Consider the following 21,965-nt stretch of genomic DNA (forward strand, 5'->3'; position numbering starts at 1 on the left):
TTCAGGCACTCACCTTGAGAAGAGCGTGATCGGGTTGACGACGTCCGCGGCGATGGTGAGCAGCGTGAACGCGCCACCGATCAGGATCACCGCGTACGTGAAGGGCATCAGCTTGAGGTAGTCGACCCGGCCCGGGTCGGCCCGGCCGATCCGCGCGTAGACCCAGGAGCGGGCCCGTTCGAACCAGGCGATGGCGATGTGGCCGCCGTCCACCGGCAGCAGCGGCAGCAGGTTGAACACGCCGATGAAGAAGTTCAGCGACACGAACAGCATGAAGAAGACCAGCCAGGCGTTGTTCTGCACAGCCTCGCCGCCGAGCCGGCTGGCGCCGACCACGCTGATCGGGGTGTCCACGTCCCGCTCGCCGCCGGTGAGGGCGGTCCACAGGGCGGGGACCTTCTGCGGGATGCGCTGCAACGCCTGCGCGGTGCCGACGGCGAGTTGGCCTGTGAAGTCGGCGGTGGCCCCGAACGCGCCGACCGGCCCGTACGTCACGCGGGTGGGGGTGCTGGGGACGAGGCCGACGCCGAGCGCGGCCACCGGCGCGGCGGCGCCCTTCGGGTCGTCGAGCGGCGGACGCTGGGTCTGCGCGAGCACCGTGCTGGTGCTGCCCGCCTGCCCGTCGCGGACGTACTCGATCTGGGTGGTGGCCCCCGGCTTGAGACCGCGCAGCGTGGTGAGCAGGTCGCCGTAGTTGCCGATCGGGGTGCCGTTGATCGAGGTGATCCGGTCGCCGTCGCGCAGCTGGGCCTGGGCGGCCGGGCTGGCCGCGTCGGCGGGGGTGCACTCCCGCAGCGTGTTCTCCGGCACCACGCAGGGGCTGAGCTGGATGACTGCCGGCTCCTGGCGGGCCTGCGCGTCGGTGGTCGGGAAGTCCGGGTTGGGCAGGCCGGCGGAGACGGCGAGGATCCAGATGGTGACCAGGGCGAGCGCGAAGTGCGTGATCGACCCCGCGGCCATCACGATCGTCCGCTTCCAGACCGGGTAGCGCCACATCACCCGCGACTCGTCGCCCGGCTCGACGTCGTCGTCCTGGGGGGTCATGCCGACGATCTTGCAGAAACCGCCGAGCGGAATGCCCTTGAGGCCGTACTCGGTCTCGCCCCGCTGGAACGACCAGATGGTGGGGCCGAAGCCGACGAAGTACTTCGTCACCTTCATCCCGAACATCTTGGCGGTCAGCAGGTGCCCCGCCTCGTGCAGACTCACCGAGATGAGGATGGCCAGGGCGAAGAGGACCACCCCGAGCAGGTACGACATCAAGCTCCTTCCACCGAACCCGCGATGATCTCCTGCGCGTGCGCGCGAGCCCACGACTCGGCCGCGAGCACGTCCTCGACGGTACCTGGTTCGGCGAAGTCCGGAGCCTCCTCCAACACGCGTTCGAGGGTGTCGACGATGCCGAGGAACGGCAGCCGGCCCGCCACGAACGCCGCCACGCACTCCTCGTTCGCCGCGTTGTAGATCGCCGGACGGCAGCGCCCGGCCTCCCCGGCGGCCTTGGCCAGCGCGACGGCCGGGAACGCGGCGTCGTCCAGCGGCGCGAACTCCCACGTGTGCGCGGCCGTCCAGTCGACGGCGGTGGCCGCCTCGGGAACCCGGTCCGGCCAGCCGATGCCGAGCGCGATCGGCAGCCGCATGTCAGGTGGGCTGGCCTGGGCGATCGTCGACCCGTCCACGAACTCGACCATCGAGTGGATCACCGACTGCGGGTGCACCATGACGGTGATGTCGGCGTACGGCACGTCGAACAGCTCGTGCGCCTCGATCACCTCAAGCGCCTTGTTGACCATGGTCGCCGAGTTGATCGTGACGACCGGCCCCATGTTCCACGTCGGGTGCGCGAGCGCCTGCTCCGGCGTGACCTGGGTCAACTCGTCGCGCCGCCGACCCCGGAACGGGCCACCGCTGGCCGTGACGATCAGGCGCCGCACCTCGCCGCGCGAGCCGGACCGCAGACACTGCGCCAGCGCCGAGTGCTCCGAGTCGACCGGGACGATCTGCCCCGGCCGTGTCACCGCGGCCCTGACGAGCGGGCCGCCGGCCACGAGCGACTCCTTGTTGGCAAGCGCGAGAGTACGACCACCGCGCAGCGCGGCCAGCGTAGGAGCGAGGCCCAGCGAGCCGACCACCCCGTTGAGCACGATGTCGCACGGCCACTGCGCCAACTCGGTCATGGCGTCAGGTCCGGCCACGATCTTGGGAAGTTTGAAGTCGCCGGTGGCCCAGCCCTGCCTGCTCGCCTCCGCGTAGAACGCGAGTTGCAGGTCCTGCGCGGCGGACGCCTTGGCCACCCCGACCGCCTCGACGCCCAGTTCGAGGGCCTGCGCGGCGAGCAACTCGACGTTGCCGCCGCCGGCGCCGAGCGCCACCACCCGGAACCGGTCCGGGTTGCGCCGGACGATGTCGATGGCCTGCGTGCCTATCGAACCGGTGGACCCGAGCAGGACGAGGTCGCGGGGGGAAGTCACGAAGCCATTCTCCCCCACCGTCACTGAACGCCCGCTGGGAGCCTCAGCCGCCCGCACCCGGCGCTCGCGACAATGATCGACTCCAGATCGCCGATGTCGGGGTGTCCGCAGCTCTCGGACACCCCGACATCGCCGAAACCGTGTCGATCAAGCGGTGCCCGGCTCTTCCGGGACTGCTTCCTCGCCCAGCAGGTCGCCCGGATCGATAGAGAACTCGAACGGCTCGCGCATGACGAACCGCGTGCCGGCGGCAGCAGCGGCCACCGGTCGGTACTCCCCCTCGGTCAGCTCGTACAGAGCGAGGGTGGGTACCCGGTTCCGCAGGTCGACCCGGAGGAAGAAGGGAACACCGACAGCGGCGTACTCACGCGGTCGGTCGATGATGTCCTTACGTCGGTTGCCGGGAGAGACGATCTCACCGAGCAGCACGGCGTGCCTGATGTCCATCGTCGTTCGCCCGCCGCCCGGAGCATCAAGAATCACGATGTCCGGAATGAAGAGGTCCTCGCCCGAGACGACGTTCGTCTCCAGATAGAGCCACAGTTTCGCGCGCCGAGCCGCCTGCTTCAGGAGATAGGCGAGATCGAGCTCCGCGTCCTGATGGTCATATCCCGCATGTGGTGTCACGATCACGCTTCCGCTCAGGACCTCAACCTTGGGGCCGTTGGTCTCCGGCAACAGGTCGAGGGCGAGCTGCGCGGTCCACGGCTCGTCATGCCACCGCAGCACGTCGAATGACGGCTCGGTGTGCTGCGGCGCCGGCTCCGGCGCGAACGCTGCCTGGGCCATCCGGGCTCACCCCCTCAGCGGGACATTCTGCTCAGGTCAGCCTAGCCACCGCAGCCCTCGGAACGCGTCATCGCACACCCAGTCCGACACCCAAGTGGCTCACGGTCAGCCGCACTGATCCTGATCAACGAGCCGGGGTGGCACGACCCCGTCGCCGTAATTGACGGCCAGAGTCGTGGCCCACACGTCCGGGACGGTCCAACCGGAAAACGCCAGCGGGAGGTACTCCTGCAGCGCGCCGGACGCGTCCAGCATGGGCCCGAACTGCTCCTGCCATTCGGCGCGTACGGCCGAGGTGGGGAACCCCCGGAAGACCGCCACTCCGGGATCCCGCTCACCCCAGCATCCCCACCTCCCCTCCAAGAGGCCGAATTCTTTCAAGATCTCGGTGAACGAGATGGCGCGGGCGGCTCAGCGGCGGTTGTCCAACTGCTTCGCGCGGGTTGCAGCGACGAAGCCACCCCAGGCCGAGAGGCTGAAGCTCAGCTCCGGCCCCTGCTGGTCCTTGCTGTCGCGCACGCCGACCGTCTCGGTGAACCCCGCCACCTCAACGCAGTTGCCCTCGCTGCCGGATCGGGTCGACGTGCGCCAGACTCCGTCACGCACCATCTGTCATCTCCTTCGCCATGGCCGCGATCAGCTCGCGGGACTCGTCGGCGCTGAGCGCCCGCTCGCCGAGGGAGCGCCACGCGTCCTCATAGATCTCGATCTCGTGGGTCTTGTCAAGGTAGACGGCACCACACGGCCCGTCCATGTAGATCGTCGTCGGCTCCGGCTCGCGCACGTCGGACGGGAAGTCGAGCATCGTGAAGGTGCCGGACTGCGCCCAGCGCACCAGCCCCGCATCGAACGGCAGCACCCGGATGCTGATGTTGTGCTGCCGCGACGACACCAGTAGCGACTCCAGTTGCCGGGCCATCGCCGCCCGGTCGCGCAGCGGGCGGCGCAACACCGCCTCACTCAGGATGACGTCGAGGCGTGGAGCGCGGGGCACCGCCCGAGCCAGCAGGCGTTGGCGGCGAAGCCGCACGTCGACCTTCGCCTGACGCTGCTGCTCGCCCATCTGCGGTTGGTCGGTGGCGATCAGCTCGGCCATGTACTCGACCGTCTGCAACAGGCCGGGGACGAGGTTCGCCTCGTAGTGGCGGATGCGGGTGGCGGCGGCTTCCAGGCCGACGTACAGCTTGAACCAGTCCTTGATCGCCTCGCCGTAGCTGTGCCACCAGCCGTGCGCCTTGGTCTCCCGGGCCAGCGCCCGCATCGTCTCGATCGTCTCCGGCGACGCGCCGTAGACGCGGCACATGGCCGCCACGTCATTGGGGTGCATGGAGACCTGGCCGGTCTCGTACCGCCAGATCCGGGGTGCCGACCACTCCAATTCCCTGGCCGCCGCGGTAACTGTCACATACGCGTTTTCGCGAAGCTCTCTCAGGTATCTGCCGAGCTGCCTCCGTGGAACTGTGCTGCCGGGGTCGTCCACGTCATCTCCCTGACTGTCGTTGCATTAGGCACCTCGTCCCTTGGTCCACATTCTGCTTTGAAAGATTGCGCCAGACCAGCACCGCAATGACGCTCGTTGATGACCACCGACCCGAACATCCCACCGAAGGACGGCCATGGAACCGACCGACGAACTGCCGTTGCCGCCCTACGTGACCAAAGAGGACGTCGTGTTCGCGCTGCGGGCGGTCAGCGTGCACGCCGCCGAGCACCGACCGGACGGCGAGCGCTGCCGCAAGGACGACGCTCGGCACCCGTGCCGACTGCACCGCTGGGGCCGTCGCGTCCTACAGAAGCGCGGCCTGACCGACGGGCAGATCCAGACGTTGCTCGCTGGAGGAACGGTGGTCCTGCCATGAGCTTCGCCACCCGGCCACGCTGGATCATCCACCTGCCGACCACGTTGACAAGCCTCGACGAGGTCGCCGCGCTGGCCGTGGCGCTGTGCGACTCGCTCGGCCACCTCGCCGTCGTCGACTTCGGCGAGATGACGCTCAGCGAGGAGGATGCGCAGTTTCTGCGTACCCGAGTGTTCTGTGACGCCCGGCTCGGCGGCGTCGGCCGGTGCCGACGTCCCGACGCCCACGACGGCCCCTGCGGGCAGGCCCGAAACCGCGGGTGACCCGACGGCGACCATGGCTGACCGTCATGATCATGCGCCTGATCGACGGATGGCCCGGGGTGTCCTGTTCCGCGAGCATCAGCGGCGATCACGGTCAAACACGGAGGGGACCACATGAACCAGAAGCTTCAGACCCGTGCGTTCGAGCGAGTGGCGTCGATCCTGCAACCCGGGGAACAGCCGGTCACCGCGACCCGGGCGTTGGTCGGGAGTTTCTCGGCCGGTCGACTCGGAACGGTCGTCTCGCAAGGACTGATCACCGCGGGTGCCGGGGCGGTAGGCCACGCGCTGACGCGCACCAAGAAGCAGTTCGTCGTCCTCACCGACCGGCGGCTGATCTTCCTGCCGCAGACCTTCCTCGGCGGGCCCGGCACCGGTGTGCTCGGCGAGGTGCCTCGGGAGCAGGTCGCACTCGCCGAGGCGAAGATGGGCATCGTGAGCCTGCTGCGCATCGCCTTCGGCGCCGCGGGAGACGGCGTCACCCTGACCTTCCCCCGGGTGGACAAGAAGAACGCCGAGGCCCTCGCGGCGGCCCTGGTGCCGGTGCCGACCGCCTGACCGGCCCCGGCCCCACCCCGCCGCGCCACGACGAGGCCGCGCCACGACGAGGCCGCGCCGGGCCACGACGATCGACTCGCCTTCATGGAAGTCGGGGTGTCCGCAGGCTGCGGACACCCCGACTGCACCGAAACCGTGTTGATCAAACGGCGACCGGGGTCAGCCGCCGTTGACGACGAACTGTGAGCCCGGCTGGATGACGATGTTGCCGTCGGCCGAGTTGGTGATTGTCACGTTCGTCAGGTTGGCGTTGCCGCGCGCCCCGCTCATCGCGAGGATGCCGGCGCCGTTGTTGGATTTGTCGATCCGTACGTTGGTGATGGCGACGTTCGGCATGTTGCCGCCGCCGTTCTTGAACTGGATGCCGTCGTACGTGGAGTCGATGATGTCGGTGTCGCGGATCGTGACTCCGGTGATGTCCCTGGTGGAGGGGAAGAGCGTGATGGCGCCGAACTCCTGGTCCTCGTTCCAGAACGCGCCACCGGTGCGGTAGAGGCCGTTGTTGGCGATGAGCGTCGTGCCGGAGAACGGCAGCGGGTCGTGGTCGGTCGCCAGCATGATGCCCGGATAGTTCGCGGTGTCGTAGATCAGGTTGTTCTCGATCGAGTTGTCGTAGCCGCCGTAGATGGCGATGCCGTTGGCCCGCCAGGGCAGCTGGACGGTGTTGTTGACGAAGTGGTTGTCGTGCGCGATGTCGACGCTGCGGTCCTTGACGTACGGGTTGGCCCAGACGGCGAGCGCGTCGTCGCCAGTGGTGCGGAACGACGAGTTGAAGACCCGCGAGTTGCGCGTGCCGTTGCTGAAGTTGATGCCGTCGGCGTACGTGTCGCGGATCCGCATGCCGGTGAACTCCAGCCCGTCGGCCGGGCCCCACAGGTCGGGGATGTTGTCGTAGTCGCGACCCACCCAGACGCCCACGTTGGCGTGCTCGATCCACACATTGCTGATCTTGGTGCCGGTGCCGAAGCGACCGTTCAGACCGACGCCGCCCTCGGCGTTGCCGTCACCGCCGCGGATCCGGCCGGAGCCGAAGATGGCGATGTCCGAGATCTGGGTGTTCTTGTCGATGTCGAAGCCGAAGTTGCCCTCGTGCGGGTGGTTGATGCCGCCCACCACGTTCTGCGGCTCGGTGAGCGTGTAGAGCTGCGAGTACCACATGCCGGCGCCCCGGATGGTGACGTTGCTGATGCCGACCTGGTTCCACTGACCCCGGTTCAGCGGGTCGTCGGTCAGGATCTTCTGCTCCTGCCGCCACTGCCCGGCGGGGATCCAGACGCAGCCGATGACACCGTTCTGGTCGTCGGTCACGGCCCGCTGGATGGCGGCGGTGTCGTCGAGCCCGTCGTTCGGGATCGCGCCGTACGCGGTGATCGAGGTGCAGCCCGCCGGCTGGCTCGCCGCCGGTGCCACCTGCTCCAGGTCGATCATGTCGATGACGTAGAAGGAGGCGGTGTCACCCGAGTCGCGCTGCAACTTGAACCGGGTGCCGGCCGGGTACGACTGCGCCAGCAGCGCGTTCGACTCGTCGAAGAGCCGTCGGGCGTCGGCCTGCGGGGTGTTGGTCAGGGCCTCCGGCCCGTCGGTGTCGCCGTAGAGCCAGCTGTGCTTCGACGACAGCGTCAGCTTGCGGGAGAAGACGTCGTTGACGTAGAGGCTGATTGTCGCCTCGATGCCGCCGCCACCTGGCGCGTCCGGGATGGAGTTGCGCACCACTATGGAGTTGGCCTGGTTGGCCGAGGTGAACTCGACGAACTGCCCGGTGCTGGTGAGCCGTACCGACTTGCGGCCGGAGGACTCGCTGGCGAAGTTGGTGTGCCCGAACGTCCGCAGCGCATCGGGCTCCAGCAGCGTGCCCTGGTAACGGCCGGCCTCGGCCTCGTAGGAGACGTACGGGACGGCGGCCCCACGGCCGACCACTATCGCCTGGCTGAACGCGTTGTTGGACTCGTTGGTCTCGGCGACCACGTTCGTCGCGTCGGCGGTGGCGGTGATGGTGGCCCCGCCGCTGGTGGCGGTCCAGCTACCGCTGACGGCCACGGTGGCCGTCGCGCCGGCCGCGATCGAGGCGGTGCTGGTGTTGAGCGTGGTGCCGCCCACCGCCAGGCGGGTGACGGTGGTCGTGCCGGTCGCGGTGGTGCCCCGGTTGCGGACGGCCACGGTGAAGGTGACCGACGCCCCGACGGCCGGGTTCGGCGGGTTCGACGCGATGCTGAGCACCTGGAGGTCCGGCCCGGGGGCCTGCGTCACCACGAGCGGCGACGCCGCCGTGAGGCTGTTGTTGCCGTTGTTCTGCTCGACGATCGTGTTCGTCGGGTCGACCACCGCCGAGACGGCGTAGCTGCCCATCGGCCGCGTACCGGCGTTGAACGACACGGTGGTCGAGCCGCCCGCGGCGAGCGCGCCCACGGTGGCGCTGCCGACGACCGCGCCGGCCAGGCTGAAGTTGACTGTCGTCGCGGCGGCGGACGCCGAGCCGATGTTCTGCACGACTGCCGAGAGCGTGACCGCGCTGACCTCGCTGGGCGAGGTGGGTGACCAGGTCACCGAGCTGACGACCAGGTCCGGGTTGGGCGCCGGAGTGCCGCACACCTCCAGCTCGGCGACCTGGCCGGACGGGGCGCCGGTGTTGCCGGTGAAGCGCAACTGCACGTCAGCGGTGGTCGCGGTGACCGGGATGGTCACCGCGTTGGTGCCCTGGACGAACTGGTAGGCCGCCGCGGAGACCAGGCTGGTGTACGCGGACGACGCCTGGTCGCGGCCGAGGACCTGGATGGTCTGGGTACGGGTGCCCCACGACGAGTCCGGGTTGAGTCTCACTGTGACGCCGGAGATCGAGTGGTTGGCGCCCAGCGCCACGGTCAGGTTCTGCGGGTAGCTCGCCGCGCCCTCCCAGTAGGTGGCGAGTTGCCCGTCGTTGGCCTTGTCCGGGGTGAAGCTGAAGGTGGAGCCGCTCGCCGTCATGCTCTTGCCCTGCGCCACGTTGGTGCAGGCGGGCGGGTTGCTGCCGGTCCGGGTGACGGTGTTGCTGGTGCCGGACAGGTTGCCGGCGCCGTCGCGGGCGCGGACGTAGTAGGACACCGTCGCCGTGGCCGGCTGGGTGTCCTGGTAGGTGAGGACGGTGCCAAGCGTCGCGATCAGGCTGCCGCCCCGGTAGACGTTGTAGCCCGCGAGCCCGCTGCCGCCGGAGTCGGTGGAGGCCCCCCAGGTGAGCGTGATGGTGCTGCCCGACGTGCTCTGCGACAGCGTCCCCGGCACGCTCGGCGCGGTGGTGTCACCGCTTCCCGTACGGGTGACCGTGTTGCTGTTGCCGGAGAGGTTGCCGGCCGCGTCGCGGGCCCGGACGTAGTAGGACACCGTCGCCGTGGCCGGCTGGGTGTCGTTGAAGGTGGTCACGTTCCCGACGGACTGGAGGAACGCGCCGTTGCGGTAGACGTCGTAGCCGGCGATGCCGCTGCCGCCCGCGTTGTCGGTGGACGCGACCCAGGTGAGGCTGATGGTGGTGCCCGACTGGGTGTACGACAGGTTGCCCGGGACGCTCGGCGCGGTGGTGTCCGGGGTGGTGCCGCCGCTGCCGTACACCTCAAGCTCGGAGAGCTGCCCGGCCGGCCAGCCACTGTTGGCGGTGATGGTGATCCGGACGTAGCGGGTGGAGGCCGCGCTGACGTTGATCGTGACGGTGTTGCCGCTGGCCGGGTTGAAGGTGTACGTCTGCGACCCGACCAGGTCGGTGAACGACGAGCCGTCGGCGCTGCCTCGCACGCTCAACGTCTGCGTCCGGGTGCCCCAACCGGAGGTCGGCAGCTTCAGCACGACCTGGTTGACACTCTGCGACGAGCCGAGGTCGACCTGTACCCACTGGGGGAACGAGTTGTTGAGGCTCTCCCAGTAGCTGCCCGCGTTGCCGTCGACGACCTTCGACGAGTCGTACACGTCGGCGTGGCCGCTCTCCTGGGTGGGACGACCCTGGGCGAGGTTGGTGGCGGCCGCCGCGACGGCGCTGCCCGACGCGGCGGTCGTCTCGGCGGGGCGGGCGGCGGCAGGGGTCGCCGCGGCCGTCGCGCCTGCCGCGGCGATCATCGTGGCCGCGACTGTCGTCGCCACCATCCGGAACAGATTCGTTCGTCTCATGACTGTCCTGTCGTTGGGGGACGGCGCCGCGGGTGGCGGGACCACGGGGTGGAGCAGGTGGTGGGTGCGGGGGCACCACGAAAGCGGTTCACGGGGTTTTCCGAGCAGATGCAAGAAAGCAGACACGCCGTTGTCCAAATCTTGCATGACTTTGGCCAAAGGTTACTGACGTGCTACGGGAGCGTCAACACTTCGACAGCCGTGACTATCGGCGACCTTCGGTACGTGCGGCCCCGGTCCGCCGAGCGACCGGGGCCGTCGCCTCCGCGAGAACGCTCAGCCGTGCGGCGCCGTCAGGACGAACGTCTCCAGCAGCTCACCGCCGTACCAGTCGGTGCGTTGGCCCACGTGGGTCATGCCCAACCGCCGAGCGACAGCCATCGACGGATCGTTGCCCGGCGACACGACCGCGTAGATCTCCCGGGTACCGGTGGCGAACTCCCGTGCCATGAGCGCACGAGCGGCTTCGGTGGCGTACCCGTGACCCCACGAATCCGGGTGCAGGTGCCAACCCGTCTCGATGTCCCCGGTACGCACCGCCTCGTCCCGCCCCGGCAACGGCTTGAGCAGCGCCGTGCCGGCCACCCGGCCGGTGTCGCGCACCTCGATCGCCCAGGTGCCGTACCGTCCGTGATCGGCGGCGTGCCGCTCCCGCCACAGTCGCAACCGGTCGACGGCCCGCGCCGGGTCGGTCAGCGGCAGACCCGGCGAGGCGCCCAGCCAGCGGGTGATCTCGGGGCGGCGGTAGATGTCGTAGATCCGGGCCAGATCGGCCGGATCGTCGGTCCAGTCGCGCAGGATGAGGCGTTCGGTGGTGAGAACAGTCATGGGCGGCGATCTTAAGGAGTGACGGCCCCGACGGCGGGGAAGGAGGTCACGATGGGCAGCGGATGGCAGCGGGCGAAACGGATCACGAGTGCCGCGTTCCGTCCGGTGCGCGGGCGGGACCTGTCGCTGCACGCCGCCGCGATCACCTTCTACGGCGCTATCGCCGTGGTTCCGGTGGCGCTCCTGGCCCTCTGGCTCACCTCGCTGATCGCCGGCGCCGATCGGGTACGCCGACTCACGTCGTACGCCGTGGATGCCCTGCCGACGGCGATCGGGGCGCCCCGGGCGGTGGCCGCGCTCGTCGACGCCGGGGTGGAGTTGACCCCGGTGCTGGCCCTCGCCTCGCTACTGCCGGCGTCGCTGTACGGCGAGGGGCTGCGCCGCGCCTTCGTGTCGGTGGCGGCCCCACGCAGCGACGAGCACCTGGTCGGTTGGCGGGGTCGGCTGCTGCTGCTGCCGCTGCTCGCACCGGCGCCCGCGCTGCTGTTGTCGATCCTGCTGGCGCTCCCCGTCACCACCCACCTGGTCACCCAGGGCGGCTGGGTCGGCGCGCTGGGCGTGGTGCTGTCGTTCCTGGCCGTGTGGCTGGTGCTCACACCGGTGCTGGTGTGGGTGTTCCGGGTGGTGGGGCCCGCCTCACCGGACTGGCTCTCCACCCTCGGGATCGGGTCGTTCACCGCGGCGAACCTCTCCGGGTTCCTGCACGGCTTCGTGCTCTTCGCGTCCCTGCCGCTGGACCTGGGCGTGCCGTTCGGCGGCTTCGACGAGATCGGCGCCGGCGTGGCAGTGCTCCTGTGGCTGTACCTGTTCCACGTGATCGTCCTGGCCGGCTACTCGGCTACCCTCGCCCTCTCCCGCTGGCGTGCCCAACGGGCCGCCTCAGGGGGTGGCGAGGGCGTCGGTGGGAGTTAGGCGGGCGGCCCGGATCGACGGGTAGACACCGGCCGCCATGCCGACGAGCAGGGCGCCGCCGACGCCGCCGGCCACCGAGGTCACCGGGATCGTCGGTGGCCAGCCCTGGTAGCCCGCGTACCCGGCCGTCGCGAGCACACCGAGGGCCGCCCCGGCCGCGCCACCGAGCACGGACAGCAGCACCGACTCGGTGAGGAACTGCACCCGGATCTGGCCGCGGTTCGCGCCGAGCGCCCGACGCAGACCGATCTCCCGACGGCGCTCCAACACCGAGATGACCATCGTGTTGGCCACCCCGATCCCGCCGACCAGCAGGGCCACCGCGGCCAGCCCGAGGAACAGGGCGGAGAAGGTGCTCTCGGTGGCCCGTTTCGCGGCGAGCGCGTCGGAGGGGCGGCTCACCTGGACCATTCCCGGCAACTGCGGATTGAGGGTGGCCGGCAGCACCGCCCGGACGTCCTTCAACGCGTCCTCGCGGGCCCGCACGTACACGACTGTGGGATGGCCGTCGAAGCCGAGCAGGTCCCGAGCGGCCTCCCAGCCGACCAGCACCGACCGGTCGAGGTCCGGGGCGATGGGCAGCGGATCGAGCACGCCGATCACCGTGAACCAGCGCTCGCCGATGCGCACCTGGGGCGGCCGAGCCGGGTCCACGGCGGCGAATCCGAGCCGGCTCGCGGCCACGTAGCCGAGGACGGCGGTCGGGAGGCTCGCCGTGCCGGCGTCGAGGAACCGGCCGGTACGGACCCGGCCGTTGACAGTCTCCAGCAGGTCCGGCCGCACGGCCAACGTGGTGAGCCCCGACGTGTCGTACCTGTCCACCAGGTCGTTGCGCCGGACCGTGACGTGCGTGTTCGCCACGGCGCTCACCGTCTCGACCGGGCCGATCCGGTCCACCATCGCGACGGAGTCCTCCGGCAGCAGCACCGGCGGATCCCGATCCGGTACCGGCTCGGCGCGCAGCAGATTGGTGCCGAGAGCCGAGAGCTGGTTCATCAGGTCACGCTGGCTGGACGCCGGGATGCCCACCACGACGATCATCGTGGCGATGCCTATGGAGATGCCCAGGGCGGACAGGACCGCCCGCATCCGCCGGGTGGTGAGCCCGAGCAGACCGAGCCGGAGTACGTCGGTCGGGGCGAGCCGGGACGGCCGGCCACCGGGTGCCTGCTTCTGCGTGCTCATCCACGGCTCCTGTCAACGGTGTCGGACACGATCCGGCCGTCGCGGATCTCCACCTGTCGGGGCGTCCGGGCGGCGAGGTCCCGGTCATGGGTGATGACGGCGATGGTGGTGCCCTCCGCGTGCAACGCCAGCAGCAGTGCCAGGACCGCCTCCCCGTTGGCGGTGTCCAGGGCGCCGGTCGGCTCGTCGGCCAGGACCAGCGCCGGCTCGTTGACGAGCGCCCGCGCTATCGCCACCCGCTGCCGCTCCCCACCGGAGAGCTGGTGCGGCAGGTGGCCGACCCGGTGCGCCAGGCCGACCCGGGCCAACGCGTCGGCCGCCGCCTGCCGTCGACGTCGACGGGGTACGCCTGCGTAGAGCAGCCCGGTGGCGACGTTCTCGGCGGCGTCCAGCCCGCCGACGAGGTGGAACTGCTGGAACACGAAGCCGAGCCACCGGCCGCGCAGCGCCGAGAGCCGACGGTCGGACAGCTCGGTGACCTCCTGCCCGGCGACGCGTACCCGCCCGGTGGTGGGCAGGTCGAGGGTGCCCATGATGTTCAGCAGTGTCGACTTGCCGGACCCGGACGGTCCGACGATGGCGAGCAGCTCACCGGCGCGGACGCTGAGCGAGACGTCGTCAAGCGCGGTGACACCGCCCGGGTACGTCCGGCTCACCCGGTCGATGCTGAGGACCGGTTCCGCGTACGCCGCGATGACCTCGGTCGGCGCCTCCCGCGGGCGGATGGGGATCACGTTGCTCATGCGGCCGTGACCACCTCAAGGCCCTCGGTCACGTTGGTGCCGCTGACCTCGACGAGTCCCCGGGAGAACATGCCGGTCTCCACCGCCAGCAGCCCACCGTCGGGCAGTTGGAGGGCGTGACCGCCCTCGCGGAGCGCCACCAGCGCGCCGACCGGTACGGCAAGGACGTTCTTCCGGGTGCTCGTGGTGAAGGTGACCTGGACCGCCGCCGCGTCCAGCTTCGCCACGTCCGCCGCCTTCACAGGTGTGACGAGGACGTCGACCGTGGGCGGCCCGCTCTGTCCGGATCCCGCGTCCGGGCCGCCACCCTGGACGGCGTGGGAGATCGACGCGACCCGGCCCGGGATCTCGGTGGTGTCGGGCAGGGTGATCGCGACGGTGACGCCCACCCGGACGCTGCCGACCTCGGTCGCCTCCACCGCCACTGTCACCAGTTTGGTCTTCTCGGTGACGGCCAGCAGCTCGCCGGCGACGGAGTCACCGGGCACGGCCTTCACCGCGCTGACCCGGACCGGGCCGGTCAGCACCACGGCCTGCCCGACCTCGATGCGGCCGGTGGCTTCCAGGCCGAGCGCCTGCTGCCACTTCTTGATCGCGGCCACGAGGGTGTCGGTGAGCAGAGCGTGTCTCGCCGGGATCTTCGTGCCGTCCTTGGCCCGGCTCGGCTGCGAGCCGGTCTGGTAGCCGAGCGCCGCCAGATTGTCCGACACGATCCTGACGTCGCTGCCCACGAGACCGGGCTTGTCGAGCGTACGGAAGAGCGGGGTGTCGCCGAACAGCACAGGTACGGGACGGTCGTCGACCCAGTAGAGCGGCTTGCCTCGGGCCACCGTGTCGCCGACCTTCGGCAGTCGGGTGACGACGCCCTCGCCCGCCCCCTTGACCGTCCGCTCCGGACCGAAGCCGAGCGTCCCACCCAGCGACCGGCTGTCGGACAGGTCGGTACGGGTCACAGTCGTCGTCGTCAACGCCGGCGCGGCGCTCGCGGTGTCGTCCGCGCCATCGGGACGCAACGTCAGCACCGCGCCCCCGGCACCGACCGCGACCACCACTGTCACCAGCGCCACCAGGATCGCGGTCCGCCGGGTCGGCCTACTTCCCGCCATGGAACGCCTCCATCGTGCATTCCTTCTCGGCCTTGTCGTACGCGGCGCCCTTGAGACCGCCCGACGGGTCGGCGACCCCGTCGTCGTACGTCCAGCCGGAGCCGTCCGGCAGTGAGTGGATCTTCATGCCGCGTCCGCGCAGGCACTGTACGTAGTCGTTCCACTGACTCACGTAGTTCGGGTTCTTCTCCTCGTCCAGCTCCGGCGGCTGAAGCGGCAGCTTGTCGGCACACGCCACGTACGCCGCCTTCGGTTCGCCACTCTGGTCGAGGGAGATGATGCCGCTCCCCCTGGGGGCCCCAGCCGAACGTTCCTTGTTCTCCTTGACGCCGTGGTCGCGCAGGCAGTAGTCGTACGTGTTCCAGAGCCGCTGCTTGTCGTCCTCGTTCATGTCCAGGCGCAACTGCGGGCGGCCGGTCCCGGCAGCACCGGAGGCGGATACGCCCGGCGCGGCGGACGCCGTGGCGAGGGACGCGACGTCGGCCGTGCTGCCGGCCGTGCTGCCGGTGCCGGCGTCGGACGTCGCACCGCCGCAGCCGGCGAGGACGGCAGCGAGGAGGGTGAGCGCGGCGAGCCCGACGTGTCGTGGTGCGTTCGTCATGCCGGCAGCCTCACGCGCAGTTGTCAGAGACCTGTGAGGATCCGGTGCTCATCCGGTAGTCCCAGTTCAGCGGCACCGTCGACGGCGACTCGGCGACGTACAGTCGCTGCCGTGGGAGCGCTGGTGCTGATAGCGGAGGACGACGAGAAGCAGGCCGAGTTGGCACGCCGCTACCTCGAACGGGAGGGCCACGCCGTCATCGTCGTCGGCGACGGGCGGGCCGCCCTGGAGCAGGTCCGCCAACGCCCACCGGCGCTGCTGATCCTCGACGTGATGATGCCGAAGGTCGACGGCCTGGACGTCTGCCGCATCCTCCGCCGCGAATCCGACCTGCCGGTGCTCATGCTGACCGCCCGGTCGACCGAGGACGACCTGCTGCTCGGCCTCGACCTGGGCGCCGACGACTACATGACGAAGCCGTACAGCCCGCGCGAGCTGGTCGCCCGCGTGCGGACGCTGCTGCGCCGGGGGCAGCGGTCGGCGCCCGTGGTCGATCCGGTGCTGCGGGTCGGCGCGCTGCACGTCGACCCGGTCCGGCACGAGGTACGCGCCGACGGACGACGCGTCGACTGCACACCTGGCGAATTCCATCTGCTCCAGGCGATGGCCGCCCAGCCCGGACGCGCCTTCACCCGCGACCAACTCCTCGGCTACCTGCACGGGTTCGACAGGTACATCACCGGCCGGACCGTCGACGTCCACGTCATGAACCTGCGCCGGAAGATCGAGCCCAATCCGCGCAAGCCGACCCGCCTGGTGACCGTGTACGGCGTCGGCTACAAACTGGCCGAGGAGAGCCACCGTGCGGCGTGAGGTGCCGCTGCACCGCAGCCTGCTGCTCCGGCTGCTGACGCTTGCAGTCCTCATCGCCGTCGGCTCGATCGCGGCCACCGCCTGGCTGGCCGTCCGCACCACGACCGGGGCGATCCGGCAGGAACAGGGGCAGGCGCTCGCCGACGACGCCCGCATCTACGACACGCTCATCGCCTACGCGGCGACCCACCCGACCTGGGACGGCGTCGACACGACAGTGCGACCGCTCGCCGAGCAGGTCGGCCGGCGCATCACCCTGACCACCGAATCCGGCACGCCGGTCGCCGACTCGGCACCCGAGGCGGGTCCGCTGCCGGCGAAGCCCTCCGCGACCGTCGACGCGCTCTCCGTCGACACCGCGCTGACCCCCGGCATCGACGCGCTCGCCAGCGGCGACACGGGGAGCGCCCGCATCGATCCCCGCACCACAGGTCCGTACCTGCTCCCGCCCGACGAACGCCGGGCCCTGCGCGACCGGGCGACGCAGGCCGTCACCTGCCTCCAGGGGCGGGCGAAGATCGAGGCCGCCGTCGTGGACGGCCCCACCGGCCGACCCCGCATCGACACCCCCGGCACCGACCTGAGCGACACCATCGCCTGCCTCCAGGACCGATCGGACCTGGCGGACCCCACGGCCACCGAGCGCAAGGCGCTGGCGCAGCTCAACGCGCTTGTGAACACCTGCCTGGCCCGCCGCCAACTGCCTCCCGTGCGAGTCGAGCTGGACTGGACCTGGACGAGACAGCGCGCCGCCGCAACCGAAACCTCCCGGGCCGGCACCACGATCGACCAGGAGCACAGCCGCGCGGTCAATTCCTGCGTCGGCACCAGCCGACGGGAACAACTCCTCCCGTACGTGGCACCGGCGGCAACCCTGTTCGTCGCGGATCCGGGCGGTCGACCGACGAGCACCTTCGACCTGTCCCGGACCAACCAGGCCCGCATCGCCGCGGTAGCCGGTCTCGTGCTGCTGGTGACCGTCGGCGTCACCGTGCTCGCCGGCATCCGGCTGACCCGGCCGCTGCACGCCCTGACCGGAGCCGCGCAGCGGATGCGCGACGGCGACGGTTCCGCCCGCGTCCAGGTCAGCGGTCGGGACGAGATCGCCCGGCTGGCCGAGGCGTTCAACGACATGTCCGAGCGGCGCGAACGCCTGGAACACCTGCGCCGGGCCATGGTCAGCGACATCGCGCACGAGATGCGTACGCCTGTCACCAACATCCGGGGCTGGTTGGAGGCCGCCGAGGACGGCGTCGCCGCCCTGGACCGGAGACTGGTGTCGTCGCTGCTGGAGGAAGCCACGCTCCTCCAACATGTCATCGCCGACCTGCAGGACCTCGCCCAGGCCGACGCCGGCGCCCTGCGGCTGCACCCCGAACAGGTCTACCTCGCCGACCTGCTGGCCCAGGTGGCGGAGGCGCACCGTGTCCAGGCCGACAGTGCCGCCGTCGACCTCTCGGTGCGGGTCGACGCCGACCCACAGGTGTACGCCGACCCGGTGCGGCTGCGCCAGGCCGTCGGCAACCTCGTCACCAACGCCGTACGCCACACCCCCGCGGGTGGCAGCGTGACGATCAGCGCCCGGACGGCGAACGGCGGGGTGACAATCGCGGTCGCCGACACCGGCAGCGGCATCAGCGCCGAGGACCTGCCCCGCGTGTTCGACCGGTTCTGGCGGGCGGAGAAGTCGCGCAGTCGCCAGACCGGAGGCAGCGGCCTGGGCCTGGCAATCGTCCGCAAACTGGCCGAGGCCCACAACGGCACGGTAACCGCCACCAGCACCCCACCCCAGGGCACCACATTCACCCTCCACCTCCCCACCGACCCTCCCTCCTCCCCCGCCGGCCCTCCCTCCTCCCCCACCGGCCCTTGGTGATCAAGAGGTTTGCGTCATCCGGACGGCGCCTGCTGACGCAAACCTCTTGATCACCGCGGGCAGGGGTGGCACGGACTAGGCTGCGGCGGCATGAGCAGTGAACTTCCCGAGCGCGCTGATGTCGTGATCGTTGGTGCCGGGCACAACGGTCTGGTCTCCGCGATTCTGCTGGCCCGCGCCGGGCTGGACGTTCTCGTGCTTGAGGCGGCCGACGTGATCGGCGGCGCGACCCGCACCGAGAACCCGTTCCCGAAGGTGCCGGGGCTGCGCCACTCCACCGGGTCGTACCTGCTCGGGCTCATGCCACCGGAACTGCTCGCCACGCTCGACGTGCGGATACCGGTGCTGCGCCGCGACCCGCACTACTTCCTGCCCACGCCCGGCGGCCTCGGCTCGCCGTACCTGCTCTTCGGCAGCGACACCGCCGCCACCCGGGCGCAGCTCGCCGCGTTCTTCTCCCCCGCCGACGTGGCCGCCGACGACGCCATGCAGGCCGAGTTGGCCGCTCTGCGCGAGGACCTCGCACCGGCCTGGCTGGCCGAGCCGCTGACCGCCGAGGAGACCGCCGAGCGGCACGTCCGCCCGGCACTGCGGCAGGTCTTCGTCGACCTCGTCCGGGGCTCGGTCGCGGACTACCTGGCCCGGTTCGAGTTCCGCTCCGAGCTGCTGGTCAGCATGTACGCGGTCACCGACGGCCTGTCCGGCCTCAACGCCGGCCCGGACGACCCCGGGACCGGCCACAACTTCCTCGTGCACAACATGTGCCGGCTGCCCGGCTCCGGCGGCACCTGGATGATCGCCGAGGGCGGGATGGGCACCGTCTCCCGGACGTTCGCCGACGCCGCGCGCGCCGCCGGTGCGACGATCCTGACGGGTACGCCGGTCAGCGCGGTGACCCTGGACGGCGGCACGGCCAGCGGAGTCGTGCTGGCCGACGGTCGGGAGGTCGCCGCGAGGGTGGTGCTCGGCGCATGTGACCCGTACCGGCTGATGGACCTGTTGCCCGACGGCGCGCTCCCGGCGCGGCTCGGCGAACGGATGGCGGCGGTCCGCCGGCCCGGCACCACCCTCAAGCTCAACCTGGCGCTCAGCGGGCTGCCGCGCTTCTCCTGCCTGCCGGCCGGCACGCCGAGCCCGTTCGGCTCGACGATCCACCTGCTGCCCGGGTCCGCGTCGCTTGTCGGCGGCGACGCCACCTCCCCGATGACCGCTCTGCGCGCCATGTGGGCCGACGTGCAGGCCGGGCGGCTGCCGGCGGAGCCCACAATCGAGTGGTACCTGCACACCACTGTCGACCCGTCGCTCTCCGACGCCGCCGGGCACCACTCGTCGGCGCTGTTCGTCCAGTCGGTCCCCTACGAGCTGGCCGGCACCACCTGGGATGCGGCGCTGCCCGGGTACGTCGACCGGCTCGTCGGGATCGTCGAGCGGTACGCCCCCGGCACCGCCGACCTGATCGCCGACGCGGTGCCGCTGCCCCCGCCGGGCATCGAGGCGCACTTCGGCATCACCGGCGGGCACATCCACCACGTGGACAACACCGTCTCGTTCACCGACCGCATGCCCTACGCCACAGGCATCGACGGCGTGTACGCGGGCAGCGCCGGCTGCCACCCGGCCGGCAGCGTGATCGGCGCCGCCGGCCACAACGCCGCCCGCCGCATCCTCACGGACCTGGGCCACTGACGACGACACGCGTTGATCATGAAGTTATTGCCCGCCGCAGCGGCGTGTCGCGGCAATAACTCCATGATCGACGCGCCTGGAGCCGGGTCAGATCGTGGCTTCGCCTGCCGGGGCGGGGGTTTCTGCGTCTACGCGGTGGGCTCTTACCTTGTGGCCCACGCTTGTCAGGCAGCGGCCGCTGGGCAGGTCGAAGCGCCAGCCGTGCAGCTGGCAGGTGAGCTGGTCACCCTCGACGATGCCGAACCGGGTCAGGTCCGCCTTCAGGTGCGGGCACCGCCGCTGCACCACCCAGTCGCCAAGCGTGATGTCCTCGGCGTCGGTGCTGCGCTCGTGCTCGTCGTACCAGCCCTCGGCGTACTGGAGTCGCTCCTCGGAGAGGCACTTGAAGAACGCGTAGACGAACTCGTTGTACTGACCGATCCGGGCCGCCGAGAACCGGCAGGACAGGAAGAGCGAGTTGACCCAGTCCACCTCGTCGATGAAGAGCAGGTGCTCGATGAGCGACCGCTCGGTCCGGAAGCGGTAGCGGACCTTCTCGTCCGCGTACGGCCGGACCTCCTTGCCGGGGAAGTCCACCACGATCGACTCGACGCTCTCGCCGTCGTAGCCCACCAGATCGAAGCGCACCGGACCGCCCACGCCCTTGGCCAGGTAGATCGACTCGTCGAGCAGCGGCTCGATCCGGCTCTTCATCTGGCCCAGCACGTCCACCTCGGGGTGCCGCCAGGACGCCTTCTCCGCCTCGATGACCGGGCGCTTGCGCTCCCGCATCTCCTCCAGGTGGGCCACCTTGTTCGCGAAGAACTCCTCCACCGGCACCGGGTGGGTCGTGCTCGCGCCCTCGGTGGTGACCTCGGCGACGCTGCCCGGCAGCAGCACGATGCCGTTGGTGCCGCCGACCTTGGCGTACTCGCTCAGGAAGACCGACTGGTCCGGGAAGATGTTGCCCTCGTCGCCGTGGATGTCGTTGAACTGCCACAGCTCGTCGTCGAGGAAGCACGGCGGGCCGGCGATCGGAAAGACGTGGTCGGCCTTCAGGTCGTCGATGTAGCGCCACGTCCGGTCGAACTGCCTGTCGCGCTTCTGCTTGCCGAACGCGGTCTTCGCCGCCTGCGGCAGCTCGTAGACCATCGGGTACCAGATCGCGCCGGAGAACTGGAGCAGGTGCGCGTGCACGTGCCCCAGCTCGGCGAAGACGCTCAGGTCGGTGGGGCGGGCGTCGTTCTGGTTGAGCAGCCGCACACCCTCGTACTCGACCCAGAGCGAGGAGTCGCCGATCGGGCCGTCGGTGGGGCTGGTCAACGCCTGGATCATGATCTTCAGGCCGCCGTCCAGCTCCACGACCTGCTCGTTGGGGGCCTTCAGGAACTTCGTGAAGCCCAGCGCCCGGAACTCGTCCTCCATCTCCGAGGTGGGGAACTCGGGGAGCAGGACAGTGGCGTCCTTGGAGACGAAGTCCCGCAGATGCTTCGCGTCGAAGTGGTCCCGGTGCAGGTGGGAGACGTACAGGTAGTCGACCTGGCCCAGGGTCTCCCAGTCGAGCAGCGAATTGTCCGGGAAGGGAAACCAGGAGGCGAAGTAGGCCGGGTTGACCCACGGGTCGCACAGGATGCTGCCCGCGGCCGTGTCGATCCGCATGCTGGCGTGCCCGGTTCCGGTCACTCGCACCGCACAGTCCCCCTCAAACAGACAATCAGGTGTACGCCAAACGCTACCGGAGGGAGTCTGACCGCCACCCCGCGACGCCCGTAGTGCCGTCCGGCCTGGGCGGGCAGGGCCAGAAGGCGAGGAAACCCCCACCGCGCCGCCCCGGGCGGGAGGCGTGCCAGACTAACCAAAGATCCGATCGCGAGGGAAGGACCGACAGTGGCAGGAAGCGAGCCGGTAACGTCGCCGGACCAGCACAAGCCCGGGCACCGCAAGTCGGGGCGCATCGGCGCCGTGCTGTCCGCGCTGGCGCTGGTCGTCATGGCGTTCTGCGGCAACCACGAGGGCAGGGTCGAGGACATCTGGCTGGTCGGCCTGGCCGCGCTGCTGCTGGTCATCGTGATCGGCGACGCCGTGCTGCGGCGCAACGGCCTGCGCTCCTGACCCGACCGGCCGACGGACGACAGGCCGACAGACGCCGAGGGCCCGCCCCCACCCGG

At 70.4% G+C, this 21,965-nt stretch carries 21 protein-coding genes; 8 read left to right on the forward strand and 13 right to left on the reverse strand.

Annotated elements, in window-relative coordinates; all coding sequences use genetic code 11:
• Window positions 1-9 precede the first annotated feature (9 nt).
• The 6 genes from OOJ91_RS33100 to OOJ91_RS33125 form a co-directional block, all read right to left on the reverse strand.
• On the reverse strand, window positions 10-1,260 hold the full coding sequence (locus OOJ91_RS33100) for a M50 family metallopeptidase (protein WP_266251293.1): 1,251 nt from the start codon (window positions 1,258-1,260) through the stop codon (window positions 10-12).
• The gene (gene dxr / locus OOJ91_RS33105; protein ID WP_266251294.1) at window positions 1,260-2,471 is read right to left on the reverse strand and encodes a 1-deoxy-D-xylulose-5-phosphate reductoisomerase; all 1,212 of its coding nucleotides are present in this window, start codon (window positions 2,469-2,471) and stop codon (window positions 1,260-1,262) included. Before dxr ends, OOJ91_RS33100 begins: the two co-directional genes overlap by 1 nt.
• 147 nt (window positions 2,472-2,618) lie before the next feature.
• On the reverse strand, window positions 2,619-3,260 hold the full coding sequence (locus tag OOJ91_RS33110) for a Uma2 family endonuclease (RefSeq protein ID WP_266251295.1): 642 nt from the start codon (window positions 3,258-3,260) through the stop codon (window positions 2,619-2,621).
• A gap of 105 nt (window positions 3,261-3,365) precedes the next feature.
• Window positions 3,366-3,581 (reverse strand): hypothetical protein, encoded by a 216-nt coding sequence (locus OOJ91_RS33115; RefSeq protein ID WP_266251296.1) that lies wholly within the window; start codon window positions 3,579-3,581, stop codon window positions 3,366-3,368.
• A gap of 90 nt (window positions 3,582-3,671) precedes the next feature.
• Entirely contained in the window at window positions 3,672-3,869 is a 198-nt protein-coding gene (locus OOJ91_RS33120) for a DUF397 domain-containing protein (RefSeq protein WP_266251298.1), read from the reverse strand.
• Complete coding sequence (locus OOJ91_RS33125; RefSeq protein WP_266251300.1) at window positions 3,859-4,740, reverse strand: helix-turn-helix domain-containing protein; 882 nt, start codon at window positions 4,738-4,740, stop codon at window positions 3,859-3,861. The genes OOJ91_RS33120 and OOJ91_RS33125 overlap by 11 nt, the downstream gene beginning before the upstream one ends.
• Before the next feature lie 136 nt (window positions 4,741-4,876).
• Here OOJ91_RS33125 and OOJ91_RS33130 point away from each other — a divergent pair, with 136 nt between their 5' ends.
• The 3 genes from OOJ91_RS33130 (at window position 4,877) to OOJ91_RS33140 (ending at window position 5,940) form a co-directional block, all read left to right on the forward strand.
• The gene (locus tag OOJ91_RS33130) at window positions 4,877-5,119 is read left to right on the forward strand and encodes a hypothetical protein (protein WP_266251302.1); all 243 of its coding nucleotides are present in this window, start codon (window positions 4,877-4,879) and stop codon (window positions 5,117-5,119) included.
• Window positions 5,116-5,382: a hypothetical protein gene (locus OOJ91_RS33135; protein ID WP_266251304.1), complete on the forward strand. Its 267-nt coding sequence runs from the start codon at window positions 5,116-5,118 to the stop codon at window positions 5,380-5,382. Before OOJ91_RS33130 ends, OOJ91_RS33135 begins: the two co-directional genes overlap by 4 nt.
• 114 nt (window positions 5,383-5,496) lie before the next feature.
• Entirely contained in the window at window positions 5,497-5,940 is a 444-nt protein-coding gene (locus tag OOJ91_RS33140) for a hypothetical protein (protein WP_266251305.1), read from the forward strand.
• 159 nt (window positions 5,941-6,099) lie between these two features.
• Here OOJ91_RS33140 and OOJ91_RS33145 read toward each other — a convergent pair whose 3' ends face one another.
• A complete protein-coding gene (locus OOJ91_RS33145) occupies window positions 6,100-10,068 on the reverse strand; it encodes a CARDB domain-containing protein (protein WP_266251306.1) in 3,969 nt (1,322 codons plus the stop codon).
• A gap of 276 nt (window positions 10,069-10,344) precedes the next feature.
• Window positions 10,345-10,896 (reverse strand): GNAT family N-acetyltransferase, encoded by a 552-nt coding sequence (locus OOJ91_RS33150; protein ID WP_266251308.1) that lies wholly within the window; start codon window positions 10,894-10,896, stop codon window positions 10,345-10,347.
• Between the two features lie 51 nt (window positions 10,897-10,947).
• Between OOJ91_RS33150 and OOJ91_RS33155 the strand changes: the two genes are divergently transcribed.
• Entirely contained in the window at window positions 10,948-11,808 is an 861-nt protein-coding gene (locus tag OOJ91_RS33155) for a YhjD/YihY/BrkB family envelope integrity protein (protein WP_266251310.1), read from the forward strand.
• Here OOJ91_RS33155 and OOJ91_RS33160 read toward each other — a convergent pair.
• Genes OOJ91_RS33160 through OOJ91_RS33175 form a run of 4 tightly spaced genes read right to left on the reverse strand, consistent with a single transcriptional unit; the run spans window position 11,776 to window position 15,443 of the window.
• A complete protein-coding gene (locus OOJ91_RS33160; RefSeq protein WP_266251312.1) occupies window positions 11,776-12,993 on the reverse strand; it encodes an ABC transporter permease in 1,218 nt (405 codons plus the stop codon). The two genes, OOJ91_RS33155 and OOJ91_RS33160, sit on opposite strands and share 33 nt — an antisense overlap.
• Window positions 12,990-13,736 carry an ABC transporter ATP-binding protein gene (locus OOJ91_RS33165; RefSeq protein WP_266251314.1) on the reverse strand — a complete coding sequence of 249 codons (747 nt, stop codon included), beginning with the start codon at window positions 13,734-13,736 and terminating at the stop codon, window positions 12,990-12,992. Before OOJ91_RS33165 ends, OOJ91_RS33160 begins: the two co-directional genes overlap by 4 nt.
• Window positions 13,733-14,842: a peptidoglycan-binding domain-containing protein gene (locus OOJ91_RS33170; RefSeq protein ID WP_266251316.1), complete on the reverse strand. Its 1,110-nt coding sequence runs from the start codon at window positions 14,840-14,842 to the stop codon at window positions 13,733-13,735. The genes OOJ91_RS33165 and OOJ91_RS33170 overlap by 4 nt, the downstream gene beginning before the upstream one ends.
• Window positions 14,829-15,443, reverse strand: coding sequence for a hypothetical protein (locus OOJ91_RS33175; protein WP_266251318.1), 615 nt, complete (start codon window positions 15,441-15,443; stop codon window positions 14,829-14,831). The genes OOJ91_RS33170 and OOJ91_RS33175 overlap by 14 nt, the downstream gene beginning before the upstream one ends.
• Window positions 15,444-15,554: 111 nt before the next feature.
• On the opposite strand from OOJ91_RS33175, the gene OOJ91_RS33180 reads away from it, so the two are divergent.
• The 3 genes from OOJ91_RS33180 to OOJ91_RS33190 all read left to right on the forward strand — a co-directional run bounded on the left by OOJ91_RS33180 (window position 15,555) and on the right by OOJ91_RS33190 (window position 19,818).
• Window positions 15,555-16,256 (forward strand): response regulator transcription factor, encoded by a 702-nt coding sequence (locus OOJ91_RS33180; RefSeq protein WP_266251320.1) that lies wholly within the window; start codon window positions 15,555-15,557, stop codon window positions 16,254-16,256.
• Window positions 16,246-18,132: a HAMP domain-containing sensor histidine kinase gene (locus OOJ91_RS33185; RefSeq protein ID WP_266251321.1), complete on the forward strand. Its 1,887-nt coding sequence runs from the start codon at window positions 16,246-16,248 to the stop codon at window positions 18,130-18,132. The genes OOJ91_RS33180 and OOJ91_RS33185 overlap by 11 nt, the downstream gene beginning before the upstream one ends.
• A 90-nt stretch (window positions 18,133-18,222) precedes the next feature.
• Window positions 18,223-19,818, forward strand: coding sequence for a phytoene desaturase family protein (locus OOJ91_RS33190; RefSeq protein WP_266251323.1), 1,596 nt, complete (start codon window positions 18,223-18,225; stop codon window positions 19,816-19,818).
• Window positions 19,819-19,905: 87 nt separating this feature from the next.
• On the opposite strand, the gene OOJ91_RS33195 is transcribed toward OOJ91_RS33190, so the two are convergent.
• Entirely contained in the window at window positions 19,906-21,486 is a 1,581-nt protein-coding gene (locus tag OOJ91_RS33195; RefSeq protein WP_266251325.1) for a Rieske 2Fe-2S domain-containing protein, read from the reverse strand.
• Window positions 21,487-21,684: 198 nt separating this feature from the next.
• Between OOJ91_RS33195 and OOJ91_RS33200 the strand changes: the two genes are divergently transcribed.
• Window positions 21,685-21,909, forward strand: a complete 225-nt coding sequence (locus OOJ91_RS33200) for a DUF2631 domain-containing protein (RefSeq protein ID WP_007456591.1) — start codon at window positions 21,685-21,687, stop codon at window positions 21,907-21,909.
• The last annotated feature ends 56 nt before the right edge of the window (window positions 21,910-21,965 follow it).

The organism is Micromonospora lupini, from assembly GCF_026342015.1.
Lineage (GTDB): Bacteria > Actinomycetota > Actinomycetes > Mycobacteriales > Micromonosporaceae > Micromonospora > Micromonospora lupini_B.

What these genes read in the sequence shown, in the direction of transcription:
- OOJ91_RS33155 (WP_266251310.1), top strand. Translation starts at nt 10,948, where the DNA reads ATGGGCAGCGGATGGCAGCGGGCGAAACGGATCACGAGTGCCGCGTTC.
- OOJ91_RS33170 (WP_266251316.1), bottom strand. Translation starts at nt 14,842, where the DNA reads ATGGCGGGAAGTAGGCCGACCCGGCGGACCGCGATCCTGGTGGCGCTG.
- OOJ91_RS33100 (WP_266251293.1), bottom strand. Translation starts at nt 1,260, where the DNA reads ATGTCGTACCTGCTCGGGGTGGTCCTCTTCGCCCTGGCCATCCTCATC.
- OOJ91_RS33135 (WP_266251304.1), top strand. Translation starts at nt 5,116, where the DNA reads ATGAGCTTCGCCACCCGGCCACGCTGGATCATCCACCTGCCGACCACG.
- OOJ91_RS33140 (WP_266251305.1), top strand. Translation starts at nt 5,497, where the DNA reads ATGAACCAGAAGCTTCAGACCCGTGCGTTCGAGCGAGTGGCGTCGATC.
- OOJ91_RS33110 (WP_266251295.1), bottom strand. Translation starts at nt 3,260, where the DNA reads ATGGCCCAGGCAGCGTTCGCGCCGGAGCCGGCGCCGCAGCACACCGAG.
- OOJ91_RS33130 (WP_266251302.1), top strand. Translation starts at nt 4,877, where the DNA reads ATGGAACCGACCGACGAACTGCCGTTGCCGCCCTACGTGACCAAAGAG.
- OOJ91_RS33190 (WP_266251323.1), top strand. Translation starts at nt 18,223, where the DNA reads ATGAGCAGTGAACTTCCCGAGCGCGCTGATGTCGTGATCGTTGGTGCC.
- OOJ91_RS33150 (WP_266251308.1), bottom strand. Translation starts at nt 10,896, where the DNA reads ATGACTGTTCTCACCACCGAACGCCTCATCCTGCGCGACTGGACCGAC.
- OOJ91_RS33165 (WP_266251314.1), bottom strand. Translation starts at nt 13,736, where the DNA reads ATGAGCAACGTGATCCCCATCCGCCCGCGGGAGGCGCCGACCGAGGTC.
- OOJ91_RS33160 (WP_266251312.1), bottom strand. Translation starts at nt 12,993, where the DNA reads ATGAGCACGCAGAAGCAGGCACCCGGTGGCCGGCCGTCCCGGCTCGCC.
- OOJ91_RS33145 (WP_266251306.1), bottom strand. Translation starts at nt 10,068, where the DNA reads ATGAGACGAACGAATCTGTTCCGGATGGTGGCGACGACAGTCGCGGCC.
- OOJ91_RS33175 (WP_266251318.1), bottom strand. Translation starts at nt 15,443, where the DNA reads ATGACGAACGCACCACGACACGTCGGGCTCGCCGCGCTCACCCTCCTC.
- OOJ91_RS33120 (WP_266251298.1), bottom strand. Translation starts at nt 3,869, where the DNA reads ATGGTGCGTGACGGAGTCTGGCGCACGTCGACCCGATCCGGCAGCGAG.